Source organism: Cupriavidus sp. GW823-FHT06D04, from assembly GCF_058795055.1.
In genome coordinates this window covers 351,117-372,725 of the sequence record NZ_JBXAHL010000002.1, presented here as the reverse complement: position 1 = coordinate 372,725, position 21,609 = coordinate 351,117, and the positions used below count along the sequence as shown (strand labels likewise).

General features: G+C 67.2%; 22 protein-coding genes and 1 pseudogene. 14 read left to right on the top strand and 9 right to left on the bottom strand.

The annotated features are described in order from the left end of the window. Positions 1 to 62 precede the first annotated feature (62 nt). The gene (locus AC1Q7H_RS05440; protein WP_013955697.1) at positions 63 to 1,157 is read left to right on the top strand and encodes a substrate-binding domain-containing protein; all 1,095 of its coding nucleotides are present in this window, start codon (positions 63 to 65) and stop codon (positions 1,155 to 1,157) included. Here the strand turns inward: AC1Q7H_RS05440 and fdxA are convergent. After that, positions 1,154 to 1,483 (bottom strand): ferredoxin FdxA, encoded by a 330-nt coding sequence (fdxA, locus tag AC1Q7H_RS05435; RefSeq protein ID WP_211980758.1) that lies wholly within the window; start codon positions 1,481 to 1,483, stop codon positions 1,154 to 1,156. The two genes, AC1Q7H_RS05440 and fdxA, sit on opposite strands and share 4 nt — an antisense overlap. Between fdxA and AC1Q7H_RS05430 the strand changes: the two genes are divergently transcribed. Together AC1Q7H_RS05430 and AC1Q7H_RS05425 are read left to right on the top strand one after the other, a co-directional pair. After that, positions 1,455 to 2,018: a tripartite tricarboxylate transporter substrate-binding protein gene (locus AC1Q7H_RS05430; RefSeq protein ID WP_492381023.1), complete on the top strand. Its 564-nt coding sequence runs from the start codon at positions 1,455 to 1,457 to the stop codon at positions 2,016 to 2,018. The two genes, fdxA and AC1Q7H_RS05430, sit on opposite strands and share 29 nt — an antisense overlap. Before the next feature lie 291 nt (positions 2,019 to 2,309). Then, a complete protein-coding gene (locus AC1Q7H_RS05425; protein ID WP_153955678.1) occupies positions 2,310 to 2,789 on the top strand; it encodes a GNAT family N-acetyltransferase in 480 nt (159 codons plus the stop codon). 65 nt (positions 2,790 to 2,854) lie between these two features. Here the strand turns inward: AC1Q7H_RS05425 and AC1Q7H_RS05420 are convergent, their stop codons facing one another. From AC1Q7H_RS05420 to xseA, 3 genes are all read right to left on the bottom strand, one after another. Continuing rightward, a complete protein-coding gene (locus AC1Q7H_RS05420) occupies positions 2,855 to 4,231 on the bottom strand; it encodes an alginate export family protein (RefSeq protein ID WP_228772608.1) in 1,377 nt (458 codons plus the stop codon). Positions 4,232 to 4,519: 288 nt separating this feature from the next. Beyond that, positions 4,520 to 5,101 carry a superoxide dismutase [Fe] gene (gene sodB, locus AC1Q7H_RS05415; RefSeq protein ID WP_013955690.1) on the bottom strand — a complete coding sequence of 194 codons (582 nt, stop codon included), beginning with the start codon at positions 5,099 to 5,101 and terminating at the stop codon, positions 4,520 to 4,522. A gap of 211 nt (positions 5,102 to 5,312) precedes the next feature. Continuing rightward, entirely contained in the window at positions 5,313 to 6,698 is a 1,386-nt protein-coding gene (gene xseA / locus AC1Q7H_RS05410) for an exodeoxyribonuclease VII large subunit (RefSeq protein WP_194946888.1), read from the bottom strand. Positions 6,699 to 7,760: 1,062 nt separating this feature from the next. Between xseA and AC1Q7H_RS05405 the strand changes: the two genes are divergently transcribed. The 7 genes from AC1Q7H_RS05405 (at position 7,761) to AC1Q7H_RS05375 (ending at position 13,082) form a co-directional block, all read left to right on the top strand. Next, positions 7,761 to 8,381, top strand: coding sequence for a MotA/TolQ/ExbB proton channel family protein (locus AC1Q7H_RS05405; protein ID WP_041228296.1), 621 nt, complete (start codon positions 7,761 to 7,763; stop codon positions 8,379 to 8,381). Positions 8,382 to 8,402: 21 nt separating this feature from the next. Continuing rightward, a complete protein-coding gene (locus AC1Q7H_RS05400; protein WP_013955686.1) occupies positions 8,403 to 8,834 on the top strand; it encodes an ExbD/TolR family protein in 432 nt (143 codons plus the stop codon). Positions 8,835 to 8,984: 150 nt separating this feature from the next. Next, complete coding sequence (gene lpxK, locus AC1Q7H_RS05395; RefSeq protein WP_492381022.1) at positions 8,985 to 10,088, top strand: tetraacyldisaccharide 4'-kinase; 1,104 nt, start codon at positions 8,985 to 8,987, stop codon at positions 10,086 to 10,088. Continuing rightward, a complete protein-coding gene (locus AC1Q7H_RS05390; RefSeq protein ID WP_013955684.1) occupies positions 10,069 to 10,275 on the top strand; it encodes a Trm112 family protein in 207 nt (68 codons plus the stop codon). Before lpxK ends, AC1Q7H_RS05390 begins: the two co-directional genes overlap by 20 nt. Before the next feature lie 9 nt (positions 10,276 to 10,284). Continuing rightward, positions 10,285 to 11,094, top strand: a complete 810-nt coding sequence (gene kdsB, locus AC1Q7H_RS05385) for a 3-deoxy-manno-octulosonate cytidylyltransferase (protein ID WP_153955662.1) — start codon at positions 10,285 to 10,287, stop codon at positions 11,092 to 11,094. A gap of 383 nt (positions 11,095 to 11,477) precedes the next feature. Continuing rightward, positions 11,478 to 12,143: an adenylate kinase gene (gene adk, locus AC1Q7H_RS05380; RefSeq protein ID WP_211980755.1), complete on the top strand. Its 666-nt coding sequence runs from the start codon at positions 11,478 to 11,480 to the stop codon at positions 12,141 to 12,143. Between the two features lie 180 nt (positions 12,144 to 12,323). Continuing rightward, positions 12,324 to 13,082, top strand: coding sequence for a 3-hydroxyacyl-CoA dehydrogenase (locus AC1Q7H_RS05375; RefSeq protein ID WP_492381021.1), 759 nt, complete (start codon positions 12,324 to 12,326; stop codon positions 13,080 to 13,082). Between the two features lie 18 nt (positions 13,083 to 13,100). Here the strand turns inward: AC1Q7H_RS05375 and AC1Q7H_RS05370 are convergent, their stop codons facing one another. After that, positions 13,101 to 13,913 (bottom strand): MmyB family transcriptional regulator, encoded by an 813-nt coding sequence (locus tag AC1Q7H_RS05370; protein WP_153955661.1) that lies wholly within the window; start codon positions 13,911 to 13,913, stop codon positions 13,101 to 13,103. A gap of 152 nt (positions 13,914 to 14,065) precedes the next feature. Here AC1Q7H_RS05370 and AC1Q7H_RS05365 point away from each other — a divergent pair, with 152 nt between their 5' ends. After that, a complete protein-coding gene (locus tag AC1Q7H_RS05365; protein ID WP_153955660.1) occupies positions 14,066 to 14,845 on the top strand; it encodes a class I SAM-dependent methyltransferase in 780 nt (259 codons plus the stop codon). Positions 14,846 to 15,080: 235 nt separating this feature from the next. Beyond that, a pseudogene (locus AC1Q7H_RS05360) lies at positions 15,081 to 15,347 on the top strand (helix-turn-helix domain-containing protein); the annotation flags it as partial. Here AC1Q7H_RS05360 and AC1Q7H_RS05355 read toward each other — a convergent pair. Next, on the bottom strand, positions 15,347 to 16,264 hold the full coding sequence (locus tag AC1Q7H_RS05355) for a LysR family transcriptional regulator (protein ID WP_013955677.1): 918 nt from the start codon (positions 16,262 to 16,264) through the stop codon (positions 15,347 to 15,349). The pseudogene AC1Q7H_RS05360 and the gene AC1Q7H_RS05355 sit on opposite strands and share 1 nt — an antisense overlap. A 103-nt stretch (positions 16,265 to 16,367) precedes the next feature. Here AC1Q7H_RS05355 and AC1Q7H_RS05350 point away from each other — a divergent pair, with 103 nt between their 5' ends. Beyond that, entirely contained in the window at positions 16,368 to 17,393 is a 1,026-nt protein-coding gene (locus tag AC1Q7H_RS05350; RefSeq protein ID WP_492381020.1) for a bile acid:sodium symporter family protein, read from the top strand. Positions 17,394 to 17,450: 57 nt separating this feature from the next. Here the strand turns inward: AC1Q7H_RS05350 and AC1Q7H_RS05345 are convergent, their stop codons facing one another. Next, positions 17,451 to 18,953 (bottom strand): N-acetylmuramoyl-L-alanine amidase, encoded by a 1,503-nt coding sequence (locus AC1Q7H_RS05345; RefSeq protein ID WP_013955675.1) that lies wholly within the window; start codon positions 18,951 to 18,953, stop codon positions 17,451 to 17,453. Further along, a complete protein-coding gene (gene tsaE, locus AC1Q7H_RS05340; protein WP_153955658.1) occupies positions 18,947 to 19,459 on the bottom strand; it encodes a tRNA (adenosine(37)-N6)-threonylcarbamoyltransferase complex ATPase subunit type 1 TsaE in 513 nt (170 codons plus the stop codon). Before tsaE ends, AC1Q7H_RS05345 begins: the two co-directional genes overlap by 7 nt. Before the next feature lie 16 nt (positions 19,460 to 19,475). Between tsaE and queG the strand changes: the two genes are divergently transcribed. Next, the gene (gene queG / locus AC1Q7H_RS05335) at positions 19,476 to 20,687 is read left to right on the top strand and encodes a tRNA epoxyqueuosine(34) reductase QueG (RefSeq protein ID WP_041227760.1); all 1,212 of its coding nucleotides are present in this window, start codon (positions 19,476 to 19,478) and stop codon (positions 20,685 to 20,687) included. On the opposite strand, the gene AC1Q7H_RS05330 is transcribed toward queG, so the two are convergent. Then, positions 20,680 to 21,573: an AEC family transporter gene (locus AC1Q7H_RS05330; RefSeq protein ID WP_010812244.1), complete on the bottom strand. Its 894-nt coding sequence runs from the start codon at positions 21,571 to 21,573 to the stop codon at positions 20,680 to 20,682. The genes queG and AC1Q7H_RS05330 overlap by 8 nt on opposite strands. Between the last annotated feature and the right edge of the window lie 36 nt (positions 21,574 to 21,609).

Below are 21,609 nucleotides of genomic sequence, written 5' to 3'. Positions count from 1 at the left end.
TTTTCCCGTTGGAAGGACTATATGGGAGTGACAGCGCCCCTTCAATAAGCTATTTTCTACATATGATCCGCATCTCGATTCACCCGCACCTGCAGATCCGGGACGAAGCCAGCCCCGGTGGCGAGGCCCTGGACGTGTCCCGGCTTGTCGCCCTGCTCGGTCATATCGAGGAATCCGGCAGCATCAGCCACTCGGCACAGGCGGTATCGCTGTCCTACCGCTACGCCTGGGGCATCCTGCGCGATGCCGAGGCGCTGTTCGGCGGCCCGCTGATCGACAAGACTCGCGGGCGCGGCAGCGCGCTGACGCCGCTGGCGCAGCAGCTGGTGTGGGCCAGCAAGCGGATCGGGGCGCGGCTGTCACCGACGCTGGACAGCCTGGCGTCCGAGCTGGAGATCGAGTTGAAGAAGCTGATGGACCAGCCCGAAGCCACGGCGCGGCTGCATGCCAGCCACGGCTTCGCGGTGGCGGCGCTGCGTGACTTCCTCGACGAGCAGCAGGTGCGGCACGACCTGAAGTACTGCGGCAGCGTCGAGGCCGTGGCGGCCCTGGCCGAAGGCGCCTGCGATATCGCCGGCTTCCATGTGCCGGTGGGCGAGTTCGAGCACGGCATGTGGCGGCATTTCACCACCTGGCTCAAACCGGACACCCACTGCCTGGTGCACCTGGCGGTGCGCAGCCAGGGGCTGTTCGTGCGGCCGGGCAACCCGCTTGGCATCCACACGCTGGAAGACCTGACCCGGCGCGAGGTGCGCTTCGTCAACCGCCAAGTGGGCTCGGGCACGCGCCTGCTGCTGGACCTGATGCTGGCCGCGCGCGGCATCGACACAGCCCGCATCGAGGGCTACAGCAATGGCGAGTTCACCCACGCCGCGGTAGCCGCGTATATCGGCAGCGGCATGGCCGACGTGGGCTTTGGCGTGGAAACCGCGGCGCGGCGCTTCGGGCTGGCGTTCGTGCCAGTGATCAAGGAGCGCTACTTCTTTGCGATCGAGCGTGCCAAGCTGCGCAGCGCGGCACTGGCCGGCGCGGTGGACGCGCTCACCAGCGAAGCCTTCCGCCAGCGCGTCAATGCACTGCCCGGCTACGACGGCACGCTGACCGGCACCGTGCTGACGCTGGAAGAAGCGTTCCCGGACTACACCGCGGGGCGCTAGCGCTCCAGCAACGACAGGCGGTCAGGATGACCGACCCATTGCTCATGGCCGGGGATCGGCCCCTTGGCCTTGAGCAACGGCAGCCAGTCCGCGCGCCGCGACAGTTCGGCATTGAGGGCAATGAAGTGGCGCTGGTCCTCGGGCAGGTCATGCTCCGAGTAGATCGCGCCAACCGGGCACAGCGGCACGCACATCGAGCAATCGATGCACTGGTCGGGGTCGATGGCGAGGAAGTTGGGCCCTTCGTGGAAGCACGACATCGGGCAGACTTCGACGCAATCGGTATGGCGGCACTGGATGCAGGCATCCGTCACGACAAAGGTCATGGGCAGTTGCGGTACGGCAGGTGATGACCCCATCATCGTAGCGTCCCGCCCGCGGGCGCGGGACGCGTCCCATTGTGCGACTCCTTCAAATCCGCTGAAGAGCCGCACCCGGCCTGGCCCGGGCGCAGGCGCAGGCGCGTCAGGCGGTCTCGCGCATCAGTTCTTCCTTGCGCGCCGCCATGGCCTGCGCCACGTCGCGCACCTGGTCAAGGCGGGGAAACTGCGCGGCCTCGCTGTCACCAGCCCCGCGCGATGGGGCGAGATCCCGGAGGTCCCGACCACGGCGCAAGCCGGCGTTGCGGGCTACCAGGTCTCGTCGTGGATCGGAGCCCTGGCACCGGCGGCGACGCCGGCAGCGGTTGTGGAGCGCCTGTCCGACGAACTGATCCGCATCGCCCAATCGCCCGCGTTCAAGGCGTTCTGCGCGCAGCAGTCGATGTACGTCGACATCGCGGATCGCCGCCAGTTTCTTGCCGAGCTGCCGAAGGAGGATGCGCGCTGGAAGCGGATCTCGCAGCTGGCGAAAGAATCCTGACTTCGCTCTCTGACTTCGCTCCCGATCGGAACGTAGCCAATTCCACGCCATCGATCTTCCATCGTGGATGGCATGCGAGGGTGGCTTTCCGAGGGATACTGCTCCACCCGACTGACGCCATCCGCACTGGTTCGTCCTCCAGTCGGTGGGTGCCTTGCAACCGGAAAATCAAGGACAATCTCGAAACGCGCCTTCTGCTGCTGCGGCGGCGCCTGGATGAACGAAATCTGCCGGTCAGGCGGATCCATGCGGGCCGTGGCCAGGTCAGTCGAACTCCCGAAAAGGAAAATGATGCAAGCGATCGATCCAGCCGCTGAACCGGTGAAGATCCGTGCCGTCGAGCCGGACGACTTCCCTGCGTGGAAAGTCCTCTGGGGCGGCTATAACGCATTCTACGGTCGGCACGGTGCCACTGCCTTGCCGGCGGAAATCACGCTCACGACCTGGTCACGCTTTTTCGACGCCTACGAGCCGATGTACGCGTTAGTTGCAGAGCAAGCGGGCGAGTTGATCGGGCTGGCGCATTTTCTGCTGCATCGAAGCACCATTCAACTCAGTCCGAACTGCTATTTGCAGGACCTCTTCACTGCCGAGGAAGCAAGGGGAAAAGGCGTCGCGCGTCGACTCATAGATCAGGTCTATGCACGTGCCAAAGCACTGGGCGTGGCAAGGGTGTACTGGCAGACCCACGAAACGAACACCACCGCCATGCGCCTTTACGACACCGTCGCTGAGAAGTCCGGATTCGTGGTGTACCGCAAGCAGCTTTGAACCGCGGCTGATGGAAATCAGGGATTGCGGTGCATGCATTCATGCGCCGCATGGCGCCCGCCGCATCAGAACGTATAGCCGAGTGCCAGGTAGAGAAAGCGCGTGTTGTGTCCGCCAACGGCCTTCAGCGTGCGGCTCTCGTCCACGTACACGGCGCCGCCATTGACCAGCACATGCCGGCTCGCCTGCCACGCAACGTCCACGGAGAGCTGGCTGCTGCTGTACTGGCCGGAGCGGCCCGCGGTGCCGGGAACCGGGATGCCCGCCGAGGTGTAGACCGCGTCGTGCGTGGTTGCCCGCCAGATGAAGTCACAAGCGAAGGTCAGCTTGATGCCGGCCGCGGGAATCAGCGTCAGCGACGGCTGGATATCCAGCACGTTGGAAGCGCCGATCAGGCCGGCCTGGTTGAAGTAGGCCAGCTTCGGAAACAAGCCGTTGTAGGTGCCGATGGTGCCGTCGTGCGGATTGCGGTCACCGCTGCCCATGGTCGCCTTGATGCCTGCGCGCGGGTGCCAGGCCGACGCCGCAAAGGTGTACCCGGTATCGGTCGAAAAGCCCCATGCGCGGATCTGTTGCGAGGCCAGGCTGCCGAACTGGAACAGCGCCTCCCAGTCCCAGTCCCAGCGGCCGTGACGGCCGAACAGACGGCCCCCGAGCGAATGCCGCCGCTCCGCGCCGCTGCCATCGCTGAACAGCGCGCGGTCATTCTCGAAACCGAGGTAGTAGAGATCGGCGGAGGTTGCCGGCAGGAAAGCCGCCGGCATCGTCGCATAGACGCCCCAGAAGCCCTGCGCCTGATTGGGCCGGTCGTCGAAGCTGCCGTCCTTGAGCAGCACCGGACGCGTGGCGAAGGCATCCACCCGTGCGCCGCCCAGGCTTGAGCCAAGCCTCAGTCCGTCGAAGGCGCGCCGCACATTGGGGGCATCGCGGATCGAAACCAGGCGCTGCGCGCCGAACGCCATCTCCTGCCGGCCCACGCGCACCAGCAGCGGGTCCTGCGCGGGCGCCGGGAGCGGCACGCGCAGGTCGACGAATGCCTGCTGCACATCGAGCTGGTCGACATAGGGCGGCGTGGTGACGTCCTTGCCCATGGCCAGCTGGTTGCCCAGCTGCACGAACGCGCGCAGGGATTCGCCGGCATGCAGGTCGGCGTGCAGCAGCGCCCGGTGCATCAGGTAGCCATCGCCACGCGGACCCGGCACGGCGAAATTGCTGGCCGAGTAGTCCTCAAAGCGCTCGCGGATCTCTCCGCCGAGGCTCAGGAACCAGCCAGGACTGCCGAGCGGCACATACTTGACCGGGCCCCAGAAATCCGTGCGCATGGCCGGATCGCGCAGGTAGCGATAGTCCTCGTCATAGCGCAACAGCTTGAACGGGGGCGGCACGCTCGGCGGGGACGGCAGCGGCTGCGCGCTCGCGCCGCCGACGGCGGTGACTAGCAAGAGCGCGACAGCCAGAGCAGCCCATGGACGGGGCGCGCGACAGGCACCGACGTGGCTGCAAGGGGAACATGCCTTCCATCGGGCCATCGGGCACCTGGCTGTGGGAAACGGCCGGCCTGCGAAGTGCACGATGACACGGAGCGCGCGCGGGCGCACCGGAAGCTGGTGGCCGGATACGGACAAATATGGACGATCCCGCAGGCAGATTCAAACCCAATCCCGCCCCGTGCGCGCCCAAAACAAAAAAGGGCCACATGGCCCTTTCTTGCTGCAAGGATGATCCGCGGATCAGCCAGCGAAGTTCTTGCCGGCGAAATCCCAGTTCACGACATTCCAGAATGCCTCGACGTACTTCGGGCGGGCATTGCGGTAGTCGATGTAGTAGGCGTGTTCCCACACGTCGCAGGTCAGCAGCGCCTTGGCGTCGGTGGTCAGCGGGGTGGCGGCGTTGGAGGTCGAGACCAGGTCCAGCGAGCCGTCGGTCTTCTTGACCAGCCAGGCCCAGCCCGAACCGAAGGTGCCCACGGCGGTCTTGGTGAACTCTTCCTTGAACTTGTCGAACGAGCCCCACTTGGCGTTGATGGCATCAGCCAGCGCGCCGGTCGGCTGGCCGCCGCCGTTGGGCTTCATCGAGTCCCAGTAGAAGGTGTGGTTCCACACCTGGGCAGCGTTGTTGAAGATGCCGCCCGACGACTTCTTGACGATCTCTTCCAGGGTCGAGTTCTCGAACTCGGTGCCCTTGATGAGGTTGTTCAGGTTGGTGACGTAGGTCTGGTGGTGCTTGTCATGATGGAACTCCAGCGTCTCCTTGGAGATGTGCGGAGCCAGGGCATCATGCGCGTACGGGAGCGGGGGGAGCTTGTGTTCCATTGTTCTGTCTCTGTGGGTTGGGGTTGTGGGTCCGGAATTGCCGATTGTAGGGGACTTGCAAGACCCGCGCAAACCGCGGGACAAAGCCCCCTGCTCCGATGTTAGTTTGTCCGGGCAAGGGTTTCCGGGGGGATTTCCGCCCGGCTTCCCGGAACGCTTCGGGCCCGCCGCGGCATCGCGAATGGGAGGCGTTCCCGGGCCGCGCAGGCGCTCAGAAATCCGGCAGCTTGGCCTGCACGCCGGCAATCGCCAGGTCGGCCACGCCCTCGGCCAGGTGCGCTTCGAGCACGCTGCCGGCGCGGATCTCGGCGGGCGAGCGCAGCGCGCGTCCGCGCTGGTCCAGCAGCACCGCATAGCCGCGTTCCAGCGTACGCTGCGGCGCCAGCAGCTCCAGCGCGCCGGCGCTGCGCGCCAGGCGCTGGCCGGCGCGCTCGTGCTGGCGTGCGGCGGCGGCCTGCAGGCGTTGCCACAGGCGGGCCACGTCGGCATGAGCGGCGCTGGCATCGGGGCGGCACGCGCTCCAGCGCATCGCCAGCAATTGGTGGCGGTGGCGCTGCGACACCACCGTGTCGCGCAATGCCGACCGCAAATGTCGGGCCAGATTGTCGACGCGCGCGCGCCGCTCCTGCAGTTGCGCCTGCGGGCTGCGCACGCGCCGCGCCAGCCAGTCCAGGTGCTGCGCGCGCAGGTCCAGCCCGCGCCGCATGCACTGCGTGAGCGCGTCGCGCGCACGCATCGCCTGCGCCAGCAGGTGCGCGCGATCCGGGCTGACCAGCTCGGCCGCGCCGGTCGGCGTGGGCGCACGCACGTCGGCGACAAAGTCGGCGATGGTGAAGTCGGTTTCGTGGCCCACGCCGGAGATGACCGGCAGCACGCAGCGCGCAATCGCCTGCGCCACCACCTCTTCGTTGAACGACCACAGGTCTTCGATGCTGCCCCCGCCGCGGCAAAGGATCAGCACGTCGCACTCGCGCCGCGCGCTGGCCGCATCGAGCATGTCGGCGATCTTCTGCGCCGCGCCAGCGCCCTGCACCGGTACCGGATAGACCACCACCGGCACATGCGGCGCACGCCGGCGCAAGGTGGTCAGCACATCGCGCAGCGCCGCCGCCTGCAGCGAGGTGACCACGCCGATGGTGCGCGGATGCGCCGGCACCGGGCGCTTGCGCTCTGGCGCGAACAGCCCCGCCTGCGCCAGCTTTTCCTTCAGGCGCAGGAAGGCTTCGTACAGGTTGCCCAGCCCCGCGCGGCGCATTGCCTCCACGCCCAGCTGCACCTCGCCGCGCGCCTCATACATGGTGACCACGGCGCGCACTTCCACCGCCTCGCCCTCGCGCGGCTGGAAGTCGACATGCTGGTTGCGCCCGCGGAACATCACGCAGCGGATCTGCGCGCGTGCATCCTTGAGCGAGAAATACCAGTGCCCGCTGGCGGCGCGCGTGAAATTGGAAATCTCGCCGCGCACCCAGGCCAGCGGAAAACTGCGTTCCAGCAGCCTGGCGATGGTGTGGTTCAGCTCACCGACAGGAATGACGTCGCGGCCGCTGCGCGGCGCGGTGGAGGAAGGGTCACGCGAAAAGTTCGGCAAGTCTGGCATGGCGCACGGATGGCAAGCGGCGTGAATGGGACATGTCCACAGCATAACCGCTATGTCAAGGGGGTAGCATTGATGCCGGCGCCCTGCCCCGAAAGGCGCATGGGTTCGTCCAACCCTTTGATTCTTATGAGTTTTACGAGCAAAACAAAAATTAGGCAATATAACCAATTCTCTTTTGCATCAATCACTTACATAGCGCCTGGCAGGCTTGTTCACAAAGTTATCCACAGCTTCTCTGGATAAAAGGCGCCGTAAACCACACTTTTCCGGCGCAAGTGGCCCCAAAACCGCTTGCTGCCCGATGGAAAGCGGCCGACCCGGCGCGTGGCGTATCAGAGCGCCGCTGGCCGTCCGGGGCGCAGCGTCCATGCTGCATTTGCACAATTTCTGGGCAGGGCGATGGGAGGTCATAAAAATCAATGGGTTAACCTGCTTCTCCCGGATTTGTCCACAGGCCGTCCACAATGCTCTCCCTGCGGAATGTGGAAAAACCCGGTTTCTGCCCTGCCTGACGCCACATCGGCCGCGGGCCGCACGGATACACCCGTTTGCCTGTTTTTTGAGCAGCCGATGGTGCCACCTTATAAATCAAAGACTTAGGTGACCTCTCAGGCAGCTTTCCACAAGCGCTCCACAATCCTGTCCCGGCGCTGTGTGGAAAGCCGCACAGGAATGCGTGCCAGCACACCGACGCGCCCGGCCAGGTTGTGGAAAGCGGTGCCTGGCGGCGTGCACCATGCGCCGCAGGGTCTGCGTCAGGCTTTTGCACAAAATTTAAGCAGTGATGTTTTTGCCCTTAAAGATCAATGTGTTAGCACGCTTGTCAGGTAGCTTTCCACAATCGATCCACAACACTGTCCCGCTTTGCTGTGGAAATGGGCGATGCGTGGCCGAGACAGCGTCGGGTGCCGTCTTGCCGTGCGACAGGGCGCAGGTTAGAGTGGCGCCTGATTTTTCAGAGCAATGCCGGAGCGCGCGCCGCCAGCGGCCAGACGCGCATCAAGGCATGCCGTCCAGGTGGTTTGGGGTTTTGTTATTCGGTTGTCGATCCCGGGGGTCCAATTGTTTTCCATCATTCAAGCGGCCGGCTGGCCGATCTGGCCGCTGTTGCTCGCCTCGGTCATCGCGCTGGCGCTGATCGTCGAACGTTTTCTCACTCTCAAGCGCAGCAAGGTCCTGCCCGCCAGGCTCTATGAAGAGGCGCTGGCGGCCGCGCAGCAACGCCGCGCGACGCCGGAAGTCGTCAACACGATTGAGCAGAACTCGCCGCTGGGCCGGGTGCTGGCCGCCGGGCTGCGCCACGTGGTGCTGCAGCCGCATACCTCGCGCGATGCCGCCAAAGACGTGGTCGAGGAAGCCGGCCGCGTGGTCGCGCATGAGCTGGAGCGCTACCTGAACGCGCTCGGCACGATCGCCTCGGTGGCGCCGCTGATGGGCCTGCTGGGCACGGTGATCGGCATGATCGAGATCTTCGGGAGCCAGGGCGGCACCGGCGCCAGCCCTGAACAACTGGCGCACGGCATCTCGGTGGCGCTGTACAACACTGCCTTCGGCCTGATCGTGGCAATCCCGGCGCTGATCTTCTGGCGCTACTTCCGCCGCCGCGTGGATGACTACGTGGCCGAGCTGGAATTTCGCGCCACGTCGTTCCTCGACGCGATCCTGCCGCAACGCCGCGCCTGATCGCCGAACAGAACGAACGCCATGCAATTCCGTTCCCGTCAGCGGCGCGAAGAGCCGGAGATCAACCTGATCCCGCTGATCGACGTGCTGCTCGTGATCCTGATCTTCCTGATGATCACGACCACCTATTCGCGCTTTACCGAGCTGCAGATCCAGCTGCCCACCGCCGACGCCGAGCGCGCCCAGCAGCGGCCGCGGGAGATCGTGGTGTCGGTGTCATCGCGCGGGGTCTACTCCGTCAACAAGCAGGTGATGGAGCAGAAGGACGTCACCAGCCTGGCCGACCAGCTGCGCGCCGCCTCGGGCACCGGTGCCGGCGGCCAGCCGCCGGTGGTGATCGTCAATGCCGACGCGCAGGCCAGCCACCAGGCCGTGATCAACGTGATGGAGGCCGCGCGGCTGGCCGGGCTGTCGCGCCTGACCTTCGCCACGCAGAGCGCACAGCCGCGCTGACTCCGGGCGCCCTGGCGCATGCGGCCGACGGGCTTGCCGCATGCGCTGTGCAATGCCCATAATGGTTGAGCCACCCGCGCCCCCAGGGGGCGAAGCCGCGGGCGCACTACAATCCCATCCCAACCACCGACTCCACCGCCCGCCGCGCCCATGCCCGTTCCCCGACATGCCCTTGCCGACTTCGTGACCGCCCAGTGGCAACGCCGCGGCTGGTTCGCGTGGGTGATGCTGCCGTTCTCGCTGCTGTTCGGGCTGATCGCGCGGGTGCGCCGCTATGGCTACCAGCGTGGCTGGTTCAAGTCGACACGCCTGCCGATGCCGGTGGTGGTGGTCGGCAACGTGACCGTGGGCGGCACGGGCAAGACGCCGGCGGTGATCGCGCTGGCACAAGCGCTGACCGAGGCGGGGCTGCGCCCCGGCGTGGTGTCGCGCGGCTACGGCGTGGAACTCAAGCACCCGCGCCGCGTGAAGCCGACCTCGAAGGCGTCCGACGTAGGCGATGAGCCGCTCCTGATCGCGCGCGCCACCGACGTGCCGGTCTGGGTCTTCCCCGACCGGGCGCTGTGCGCGCAGACCATGCTGGTATCGCACCCGGGCGTCAATGTGCTGCTGCTCGACGACGGCCTGCAGCACTACAAGCTGCAGCGCGACTTCGAGATCGTGATGTTCGACTCACGCATGGGCGGCAACGGCCTGCTGCTGCCAGCCGGCCCGCTGCGCGAGCCGCTTTCGCGCCCGCGCGACGCCACGCTGATCAACGACCCCACCTTCCGCGCCACGCCCGACCGCCCCGGCGTGTACGGCATGCGGCTGGAGCTGGACGACGCCTGGCAGCTGGCCGATCCCACCATGGCGCGGCCGGTCAGCGCCTTCGCCGGCCGGCGCGTGCTGGCCGCCGCCGGCATCGGCAACCCCGAACGCTTCTTCGCCAGCCTGCGTGGCGCAGGGCTGTCGCCGAAGACACTGCCGCTGCCCGACCACTATGACTTTGTCGCCGACCCGTTCGTCGACAATGTCGATGCGCTCGACGCCGACGTGATCCTGATCACCGAGAAGGATGCCGTAAAATGCGAGCGCTTCGACGACCCGCGCATCTGGGTCGTCCCCACCAGGCCCGTGATCGATACCGGCCTGATCGAAAAAATCCGCCGCGCCGTCCTGGCGCAAGTCAAACCCGCGCCGACCGCGCCGGCAACCACGCCGGGCGCCGCAGGGCGCAACGAGGAACACCGAGATGGACAACCGGCTGCTTGAAATCCTGGTCTGCCCGCTGTGCAAGGGCAAGCTGGAATACGACCGCGCCGCGCAGGAGCTGATCTGCCACGCCGACAAGCTGGCGTACCCGATCCGCGACGGCATCCCCGTGATGCTGGCCGACGAGGCCCGCCAGTCGGTGCCGGGCCGCGTGGTCAACCCGGACGCCCCTGCCGCCGGCAACTGAGCGCGCGCCATGACCGTCCCCGCGTTCACCGTCGTCATTCCCGCGCGGCTCGCCTCGACGCGCCTGCCTGACAAGCCCCTGGCCGATATCGGCGGGCGCCCGATGATCGTGCGCGTGGCCGAACGCGCGCATGCGTCGTCGGCGCGGCGCACCGTGGTCGCCACCGACGCGCCCGCGGTGGCGCAGGCCTGCGCCGCGCACGGCATCGAAGCCGTACTGACCCGCGCCGACCACCCTTCCGGCACCGACCGCCTGTCCGAAGTGGCCGCCCAGCTGGGCCTGGCCGACGACGCCATCGTGGTCAATGTGCAGGGCGACGAGCCGCTGATCGAACCGTCACTGATCGACGAGGTGGCACTGCATCTGGCGCACCACGCCGACTGTGCCATCGCCACCGCGGCGCATCCGCTGCAGGACATCGCCGAAGTCTTCAACCCCAATGTGGTCAAGGTGGTGTGCGACGCCGCCGGCCGCGCACTGTATTTCTCGCGCGCGCCGATCCCGTGGGCGCGCGATGCCTGGTCGGGCGTGCCGGCCGTGCCCGCGGCGCTGGCCCAGGTGCCGCTGCCCGGCATGCCGGTGCTGCGCCATATCGGGCTGTACGCCTATCGGGCGGGCTTTTTGCGCCGCTTCCCGACGCTGGCGGCGGCGCCGCTGGAGCAGACCGAGGCGCTGGAGCAACTGCGCGCCATGTGGCATGGCGAGCGCATTGCGGTGCTGCAGACCAGCGCCGCGCCGGCCCCCGGCGTCGACACCCCGGCCGACCTGGAACGGGTGCGCGCACTGTGGGCGCAGTCGATGGCCCAGGAAGGGCCCTGACAAAAACCGCCGGAAAATGACCCGCGCGGGCGCCTGCCCGTCCAGGTTCATACTGCTGCAACCTGAACCCGGGGGCGGATTTCGGGCCGATTTTGCGCCGCCTCATGGCATAATGCTTGCCGATACAGAGCCGCCCGGCCGGCATGCGCAAGCGTGCCGCCGGCCAAGGCTCGGTGGGGAGATAAAGATAGAGCCCGTCCGGTGTGCCGCGCCGCCATCCCCCTGGCAGCCGCCGCCGGCCGTACGCGTGGATACGCCTGAGCAGTGCCCGCGCTGAACGCAGTCAGAACGCATCAGGACCGCAGTAAGTCCTGCGTCAAGTTACGGCGTTACCCTCCTTCTGATCTCCCGCCATACAGATTAAATACTCTGAGGACCCGTAAATGCGTTTGATCCTGTTGGGCGCGCCTGGCGCCGGCAAAGGCACGCAAGCCAAGTTCATCTGCGAGAAGTTCGGCATTCCGCAAATCTCCACGGGCGACATGCTGCGCGCCGCGGTGAAGGCCGGCACCCCCTTGGGGGTGGAAGCCAAGAAGGTCATGGACGCGGGCGGACTGGTGTCGGACGACATCATCATCGGCCTAGTGAAGGACCGTCTGAAGGAAGACGACTGCAAGAACGGATACCTGTTCGACGGCTTCCCGCGCACCATTCCGCAGGCCGAGGCGATGAAGGAAGCGGGCGTGGCAATCGACTACGTGCTGGAAATCGACGTGCCGTTCGACGCCATCATTGAGCGCATGAGCGGCCGCCGCGTGCACGTGGCCTCGGGCCGCACCTACCACGTCAAGTACAACCCGCCCAAGACCGAGGGCGTGGACGACGAGACCGGCGAGGCGCTGATCCAGCGTGACGATGACAAGGAAGAGACGGTCAAGAAGCGTCTTGATGTCTATTCGCAGCAGACGCGTCCGCTGGTGGATTACTACTCGGACTGGGCTGCCAAGGGGGATGCTTCCGCCAAGGTGGCGCCGCCGAAGTACCGCAAGATCCTGGGCGTGGGCAATGTCGATGACATTACTGCGCGGGTGTTTGAGGCGTTGAAGTAATTCTTTCGCCTGCTCTGCCTGGTGTTGTGAAAGCGGCCTTTGGGCCGCTTTTGTTTTATGGGCGAATAGGTGGGGTGTGGCCCCCTTGCACATCCCCCACCACCCCGTAAAATACCGCCAATGAATTGACGTTTACGTAAACGGCAACAAAAAACCCCAATCCCAAGGAGACAACCCCAAATGCAAATCCACGGCAACGTATTCATCGTCACCGGCGGCGCCTCAGGCCTGGGTGCAGGCACCGCCCGCATGCTGTCCGAAGCCGGCGCCAAGGTCGTGATCGCCGACCTGAACGAGGCCACCGGCCAGGCCCTGGCAACAGAACTGGGCGGCCAGTTTATCCGCTGCGACGTCACCTCCGAAGCCGACGGCCAGGCGGTGGTGGCCGCCGCCCAGGCACTGGGCCGGCTCTCGGGTATCGTCAACTGCGCCGGCATCGCCACCGCCAACAAGACCGTCGGCAAGAACGGCCCCCATCCGCTCGACGCCTTCGACAAGACCATCCGCATCAACCTGGTCGGCACCTTCAACATGATCCGCCTGGCCGCCGCGGCCATGGTGCAAAACACCCCCGACAGCGAAGGCGAGCGCGGCGTGATCATCAATACTGCGTCGGTGGCGGCCTTTGACGGCCAGATCGGGCAGGCCGCCTATGCCGCGTCCAAAGGCGGCGTGGTGGCAATGACGCTGGCGATCGCGCGCGACCTGTCGCGCGACGGCGTGCGCTGCATGACCATCGCCCCGGGCATCTTCGAAACCCCGATGCTGCTGGGCATGCCGCAGGAGGTGCAGGACGCGCTCGGCAAGATGGTGCCGTTCCCGCCGCGCCTTGGCCGCCCGGCGGAGTACGCCAAGCTGGCGCGCTCGATCATCGAGAACACCATGCTCAACGGCGAAGTGATCCGCCTGGACGGCGCGATCCGGATGCAGCCCAAGTAATGCCCAGGCACTGCCCGCTCAGCCGGGCAGCAGCATCACAAGCATCAAACCCGGCGCCGCCGCCGGCACCAGCGTCAGCTGCTCGAACTGCAGCGCGCCCAGCATCGGGTGGCGAAAGCCGCGGCGGCCGCCCTCGCGGTCTTCCACGTCCTGCGACAGCCAGGCATCGCGGAAGGCCGCGCTCTCTGCCATCAGCCCCTCGATCAACGCACGCGTCGGCACCTCGTCCGCATGGCGGATGCTGTGCGCACGGAATTCCGCCACCAGCCGTGCCGCGCGGTGCGGCCAGTCTTCCACCAGCGCCATCAGCCCCGGCGACAGGAACATCGCGCGCAGCAGGTTGCGCTCGGCGCTGGCGGCATCGAGCCAGCCGATAAACAGGTCCGCGGCGGCATCGTTCCAGGCCAGCGCGGTCCATTGCCGGTCGAGCAGGTAGGCCGGCCCGCCGATGGCATGCACGCTGGCCAGCACCACCGGCGGCACGGTTTCGTCCGGGGCCTGCTGCGGGTCGCGGCGGCCCGCCAGTTCGAACAGGTAGGCGCGCTCGGCGCGCGACAGCCGCAGCGCGGCAGCCAGGCTGGCGAGCGCACGTGCCGACAGCGATACCGGCCGCCCCTGCTCCAGCCACGTCACCCAGGTCGCGCTTAAGCCCGCCAGTTGCGCAACTTCCTCGCGGCGCAGCCCTGGGGTGCGGCGGCGCCGGCCCGGTGCGAGCCCGACATCGGCCGGCGCCAGCCGTTCGCGGTGCGCGCGCAGGAAAGCGCCCAGCACGGATTCACGCGACGATGGCGATGCAGACTGGGCAACAGGGGGATCGGCAGATAAAGGCATGACAGGCTGGTGTCGCTTATACCAGGATAAATTGGTAACTTGTACCGGGAAAACTGCCCGCCTACAGTATGCCGAACCCGCCTCGCGGGCAAGTCCCCTCCCCCACAAGAAGGCCGCCCACGACCTGGGCGTGGCCCAAGGAGCCCAGCACCATGCAACAGCAGGAACTCGTCGCCGCCCAGTTCGGCGCCACCGCCAGCGCCTACCTCACCAGCACCGTCCACGCCAGCGGCGCGGACCTGCAGCAACTGAAAGACGAACTGGCCGCGCTGATCCCCGCGGCCAACCGCCCGCGCAGCCGCGTGCTGGACCTGGGCTGCGGCGCCGGCCATGCCAGCTTTGCCGCGGCAGCGGTTGCGGGCGAAGTGACGGCTTACGACCTGTCGGCGGACATGCTGGCCGTGGTCGAGGCCGCAGCGCGCGAGCGCGGGCTGGCCAATATCCGCACGCGCCAGGGCGCGGCCGAGCAGCTGCCGTTCGACGATGCAAGCTTCTGCGCGGTGGTCTCGCGCATGAGTGCGCACCACTGGCGCGACGTGCCGGCGGCGCTGGCGGAGATCCGCCGGGTGCTCAGGCCCGGCGGCAAAGTGGTGCTGATCGATATTGCCGGTGCGCCGGACCCGCTGCGCGATACCTGGCTGCAATCGGTGGAACTGCTGCGCGATCCCTCGCATGTGCGCGATTACACGCCGGCGGGCTGGCGGGCGATGTTCGAGGCGGCGGGCTTTGGCGCCGATGGCATCGCCGTATCGGACATCTGGCGCATCGGCATCGAGTTCGACAGCTGGGTCAGGCGCATGCGCACGGCACCGGTGGCCGTGGAGGCCATCCGCCACCTGTGGCAGATGGCGCCCGCGGAAGTTCGCGAGCACTATCGCGTGCAGGCCGACGGCAGCTTTGAACTGGAAGCGGTGATGGTCACCGCGCGTTGACCCGGTGCGCGGCAAGCCCCGTCTCTTCAGGGTACTCTTCAGGGCGGGGAAGAATAGCGCGGACGCCGCAGGCGTCCTTTCCGTTGGGTTTTCAGTGTGGCGTCTGTTGCTGCTCGATGTACTGGCGGATGATCGGCATGGGTGCGTCGCTGCGGCTGCCGGCATCAGAAGGACGCAATGCCTACCGTGCCGAATATCGTTTTCGCTGCTCATAGACCAAGGGTAAGATGGGCTCATGCAGCGACTTCAAGCCTTCAAATACGCATTGATGCCGACCGGCGAACAGCAGCGCAACATGCGCCGCTTCGCCGGGTCGTGCCGGTTCGTGTTCAACAAGGCGCTGGCGTTGCAGAAGGAGCGCTACGAGCAAGGCGAGAGGAAGCTCGGCTATGCCGGTCTGTGCAAGCTGCTCACCGTTTGGCGCAACGGTCCAGAGACGCCGTGGCTGAAGGAAGCGCCGACGCACCCGCTGCAACAGGCACTCAAGGACCTGGAGCGCGCCTAGGCCGCGGCGCTCATCGCGGGCGCCTCGGCGCGCACGGTCAGGCGGCGCACCAGGTCCCATACCGCCGCCGCGGCCGGCGACAGTGAACGGTCCTCGCGCCGGACCATGACGATGCTGCGCTCCTCGCGTGGCACCAGCGGCCGCCACACCAGCGGCGACGCCGCCGGCAGCGGCAGCGAGAACGACGGCAGCACCGAGGCGCCGATGCCGGCCTCGACCATGCCGAACACGCTGGCCGAGTGGCCCAGTTCCTGCACCACCAGGGGCACCACGCCATGCCGGCCGAACACGCGGTCGATCAGCGGCCGGCTGCCGGAGGCAAAGTCCAGCAGCACCAACTGCATCCCATGCAGCGCCGACCACGGCACCGAGGCCGACTGCGCCAGCGGATGGTCGCGCCGGCAGACAAAGCAGAACGGGTCGGTCGCCACCGGCTCTACTACCAGCCCGTCGCGCACCAGCGGATCGATCAGCACGCCAAAGTCCACGGCGCCGGCGCGCACCTGCTCCAGGCCGTCGGCCTGCACGTTGTCACGCACGATCAGGCGGATCTCAGGGTATTGGGCGGCGCAGGCGGCCACGTACAGCGGCATCAGTCGGGCCGAGATCGTCGGCGCACCGGCTATCACTACACGTCCGCGATAGCGTTCGCCGAGCTGGCGCGTCTCTTCCAGGGTGTCGTCGAGCTGCCCGAGCAGCCGCTCCAACGCCGGCGCCAGCGCGTGGCCGGCCTCGGTCAGCACCACCTCGCGCGTGGTGCGGTCGAGCAGGCGCACGCCAAGTGCCTCTTCCAGCTCAGCCACGCCGCGGCTGACCGCAGGCTGGGTCAGGCCGACCACATCGGCGGCCCGGCTGAAGCCGCCGGTATTGGCCACGGCCAGGAAGACGCGCAACTGGCGCAGTGTGTAATTCATGCAACGGCCGGATAAATAGATTCTATAAATGAATTTGCATTCTAGACTTGGCTGGCGTCCAATACTAGGCAAAACCCTAACATTGCAGGATCCACCCGCAGTCATGTCTCGTATTGTCCGCAAGCTCAAGAAACTTTATGACCTGATCGACGGCTTCGTTCTCGTCATGTTGACGGCCATCGCCATTGCGCTGGTCGCCCCTGAAATCGGCGCCGGCAACGGCCCGCTGCACCTGGGCGTGGTGACCAGCCTGGGCGTGGCGCTGGTGTTCTTTCTGCACGGCGCGGCGCTCTCGCGCGACAAGCTGGTGTCGGGCGCCAAGCACTGGCGCCTGCATGTCTTCGTGCAGACCTTCACCTACGTGGTGTTCCCGCTGGTGGGCGCGCTGCTGATGCTGTCGCTGCGCAATACGCTGCCGCCGGACCTGCTGCTGGGCGTGTTCTTCCTGTGCGCGCTGCCGTCGACGGTATCGTCGTCGGTGGCCATGACCTCGATGGCGCGCGGCAATGTGTCCGGCGCGATCTTCAACGCCACCGTCTCGGGCCTGATCGGCATGCTGGTCACGCCGCTGCTGATGGGGCTGGTGATCAGCGCCAGCGGCGCCTCGATGCCGCTGGGCAAGGCGCTCACCGGCGTGGCGCTGCAACTGCTGCTGCCGTTCGCGCTGGGCCAGTTGCTGCGCCCGCTGATCGGCAACTGGCTGACAAAGAAGAAGAACATCACCAACAAGATCGACCGTGGCGTGATCGTGCTGATCGTCTATTCGTCATTCTGCGACGCCACCGCAAAGGGCCTGTGGCACCAGTACCAGTGGCAGACCATCGGCGCCGTGATGCTGATCGCCGCGGTGCTGCTGTTCGTGGTGCTGGGCTTTACCACGCTGACCGCGCGCCGCCTTGGCTTCTCTGTCGAGGACGAGATCACGGCGGTGTTCTGCGGCTCCAAGAAGAGCCTGGCCAACGGCATCCCGATGGCCAAGATCCTGTTTGCCGGCCATCCGGCGCTGGGCCTGCTGGTGCTGCCGCTGATGGTCTATCACCAGCTGCAGCTGATTGTGTGCTCGGTGATTGCATCGCGCTATGCCGACCGCGATGCCTTGCTGGAGGACCAGGCCGCGGCGCGCGCCTGAGGCATGCAGCCATGAAAAAAACCGGGGCATGCCCCGGTTTCTTTGTGCCCGCCAGATTCACACGGACGGATTTTTCGACAGCGGCGGATTGCGCGCGAAGTAGGACCGGATCCCCTTCAGGATCGCATTGGCCAGCTGCTCCTGGTGTGCGTTGTCGTTGAGCTTGCGCTCTTCTTCCGGATTGCTGATGAAGGCCGTCTCGATCAGGATCGACGGAATATCCGGGGCCTTCAGCACCGCAAACCCGGCCTGCTCCACGCTGCCCTTGTGCAGCTTGTTGATGCCACCGATCTCGCCCAGCACGGCCTTGCCGACCTGCAGGCTGTCGTTGATCTGCGCGGTGGTGGACAGGTCCAGCAGCACGCGCGCGACCTGCGCATCCTTGTTGCCCATATTGGCGCCGCCGATCAGGTCGGCTGCGTTTTCCTTGTTGGCCAGCCAGCGTGCCGCGGTACTGGAAGCACCGCGCTCGGACAGCGCGAACACTGACGCGCCGCGCGCCTCTGGCGACAGGAAGGCATCGGCGTGGATCGACACGAACAGGTCGGCCTGCACCCGGCGCGCCTTCTGCACGCGCACGTTCAGCGGCACGAAGAAGTCGGCGTCGCGCGTCATCATCGCGCGCATATTGGGCTGGGCATCGATCTTGGCGCGCAGGCGGTGCGCGATCTGCAGCACCACGTCTTTCTCACGCGAGCCGGCGGCGCCGATCGCGCCCGGGTCTTCGCCGCCGTGGCCGGGATCGATCGCCACGGTCAGCAGGCGGCGCATCTTGAAGGGCCGTTCGGCAGTGGGATTGTCGCGTGCGACCGGCGGCACCACCGGGGCATTGGGGCTCGGCACCGGCGGTGCGGACGGCCTGGGCCGGGCCGAGGCCACCGGCGGCGGCAGCGGCGCGGTGGTGGGCGGCACCTCGCCCTTCTCGTCGAAGCGGCGCACCAGCGCGCCGATCGCGTCTTCCTCGGCACCAGCCGGCGCGCCGGCGATGCCATCGTTGCCCGGCGCCGGATCCGAGGTGGCGAAGCGGCGCTGCTTTTCCTCGGTGTCGCGCACCAGCTTCCACAGCGGATCGGGCGGATTGACCGGGTACAGGTCAAACACCAGCCGGTTGCGGTAGGTGCCGATCGGCGCCAGCGTGAACACCTGCGGCGCCACGTTTTCCTTCAGGTCGAACACCATGCGGACCACGCGCGGGCGGTTCTGGCCGACGCGCACGGTCTGGATATAGGGGTCGTTCGGGGTGATCTTGGCCACCAGCTCGCGCAGCGTGGGCGACAGGTCGAGGCCGTCGATGTCGACCACCAGCCGGTCGGGGTCGCGGATCATCTGGTGCACGGCGGCCAGCGGGGCATCGGATTCGATGGTGACGCGGGTGTAGTCCTCGGCCGGCCACACGCGCACCGCGACGATGCCGGCGCCAAACGCGATCTGCGGGCCGACCAGGGTCAGCACGGCCGTGCCCGCGCCCAGCTTCAGTGCCTGCGCCATCCATTTGCGGCGCGCCTGCAGCAGGCCGTCGGGTCCATCGGGGCGGTCAGTGGCAAGTCGCTTGATCAGCATGCGTTCAGCAGGGTAAGTCCAGTGTGAGTATAGGCGCGCATCGTCGCGATCCGCCGCTCGCCGGCGTCATCCGCCCCGGCCATGTCCGATTGGAGCAACATATGGAGATCCGGTTCCCCGAGCAGGCGGCCGGCCTTCTCCGGCCACTCGACCAGGTTGAAAGCCGGTTCGCCGAAGCAGTCGCGAAAACCCGCGTCGATCCACTCTTCGGGGTCGGCAAAGCGGTACAGGTCGAAGTGGTAGACGGTCAGCGGCGAGCCGTCGGCGCGGGCCACCTCGTAGGGCTCGCACAGCGTGTAGGTGGGGCTGCGGACCTTGCCCGCATGGCCGAGTGCGCGCAGGATCGCGCGCGTCAGCGTGGTCTTGCCGGCGCCCAGGTCGCCGGACAGCTGCACATGCACCGTGTGCGGCGGCATGGCCTGCACGGTGGCGGCCAGCGCGGCGCCCAGGCGCGCGGTGGCGGCTTCGTCGGGCAGCGTCAGGGTGCGTTCTTCGAGCAAGGGCATTGCGTACAATTCAGGGATGATCGACCGAGTCGCCCCAGGGCAGGCAGATGCGCCACCTACCCCCGTTTCCGGCACCCCCGGCCACCTGGCCGCGGGACCCGGGGAACTTGCGGCACTGGCCGCGTCGATCCGCACATGGGGCGCGGAACTGGGCTTTGCCTCCGTGCGCATCGCCGATGTCGACCTCAGTCATGCCGAGCCGGGGCTGATGGCGTGGCTGGCGCAGGGCTACCACGGCGACATGGATTATATGGCGAACCACGGCCTGCGGCGCGCCCGGCCGGCCGAACTGGTGCCCGGCACCGTGCGCGCGATCGTGGCGCGGATGCCTTACATTCCGGCCGCCGGCGCCCAGGCCGGCGCCACAGACTGGCGCCGCCACGAGCTGGCGCGGCTGGACGATCCGGCCACCGCGGTGGTGTCGCTGTATGCGCGCGGACGCGATTATCACAAGGTGCTGCGCAGCCGCCTGCAGCAACTGGCCAGCCGGATCGAAGCCGAAATCGGAAAATTCGGCTACCGCGTCTTTACCGATTCCGCACCCGTCATGGAAGTGGCGCTGGCCAGCCAGGGCGGGCTCGGCTGGCGCGGCAAGCATACGCTGCTGCTGGACCGCGACGGCGGCTCGATGTTCTTCCTGGGCGAGATCCTGGTCGACATCCCGCTGCCGGCCGACGCGCCCGAGTCCGGCCACTGCGGCAACTGCCACCGCTGCCTGGACATTTGCCCCACGCGTGCCATCCTGGCGCCGTACCGGCTGGATGCGCGCCGCTGCATCTCCTACCTGACCATCGAGCACAAGGGCCCGATCCCGGTGGAGTTCCGCGCGCCCATGGGCAACCGCGTCTATGGCTGCGACGACTGCCAGCTCGCCTGCCCGTGGAACAAGTTCGCGCATGTGGCCATGGTGCCGGACTTCGACGTGCGCAACGGGCTGGACGCGCCAGACATGGTGGCGCTGTTCCAGTGGACCGAAGCGGAATTCAACCAGCGGCTCGAAGGCAGCCCGATCCGCCGCATCGGCCATGAGCGCTGGCTGCGCAACCTGGCGGTGGGGCTGGGCAACAGCCTGCGCGCGGCGCGGTCGGGCACGCGCGCCGAAGATGCTGCCCTGGCCGCGCGCATCCGCGCAGCGCTGCTGGAGCGGCGCGAGAGCGCCACGCCGCTGGTGCGCGAGCATATCGACTGGGCCCTTGCCCAGGACGGCCCGCCGCCAGGCGCTAGCTGACCAGCGCCAGCCACAGCGGCGTGGTCACGATCGCCGCCACCGTCATCAGCGAAATCGTCGCTGCAACCATCGGCCCGTTACCGCCCATGCGCACCGCCAGGATATAGGCGCTGGAGGCCGTGGGCAGCGAGGCATACAGCACCACGATCTGGTACTGCAACGCGGTCAGCGGCAGGTGACGCCCCACCAGCCAGGCCACGCACGGCATCGCCAGCAGCTTGACCCCGGTCCACCAGGCCACCGGCCCCGCAGTGCCGGTGGCGCCGCTCATCTGCAGCCCGGCGCCCACCGTCATCAGCCCCAGCGCGGTCGAGGCCGAGCCCAGCCGGTTCAGTGTCATGCCCAGCACCTCGGGCGCATGCAGCCCCATCAGGTTGGTGAGCAGGCCGCCGGCAGTGGCCAGGATCAGCGGGTTGCGCGCCAGCTCCTTCCACAGCGCGGTCTGGCCGTGCCGCGCCAGCGCCCACACCGCCGCCACGTTGCACAGCGGCACCGTGCAGCCGACGATCACCGCCATCAGCGCCAGCCCCTCGGAGCCGCCCAGGCGCGATGCCAGCGCCAGCCCGATATAGGAATTGAAGCGGAACGCGGTCTGCAGGCCCGAGGCAAAGCTCAGCGCGTCCGGGCGCAACACCCATTTAACGGCGTAGCCGCCGGCCATGCCGGTGGCCATCACCAGCAGCGCCAGCCCCAGCATGGCCGAGGTCGAGGAGAAATCCAGCACCGCGGTATTGGTCGACTGCAGCAGCAGCGCCGGGAACAGCACGAAGTAGACCAGGCGCTCCACGCCGCCCCAGAAGGCACGGTCGAACGGGGTATAGCGCACCAGCAGCCAGCCGATGAGGATCAGGCTGAAGTCCGGGACCAGCAGGAGAGCAGAAGACATTTATCGTTGTTGTAGTGGCGGTGGCATGACGCGGCA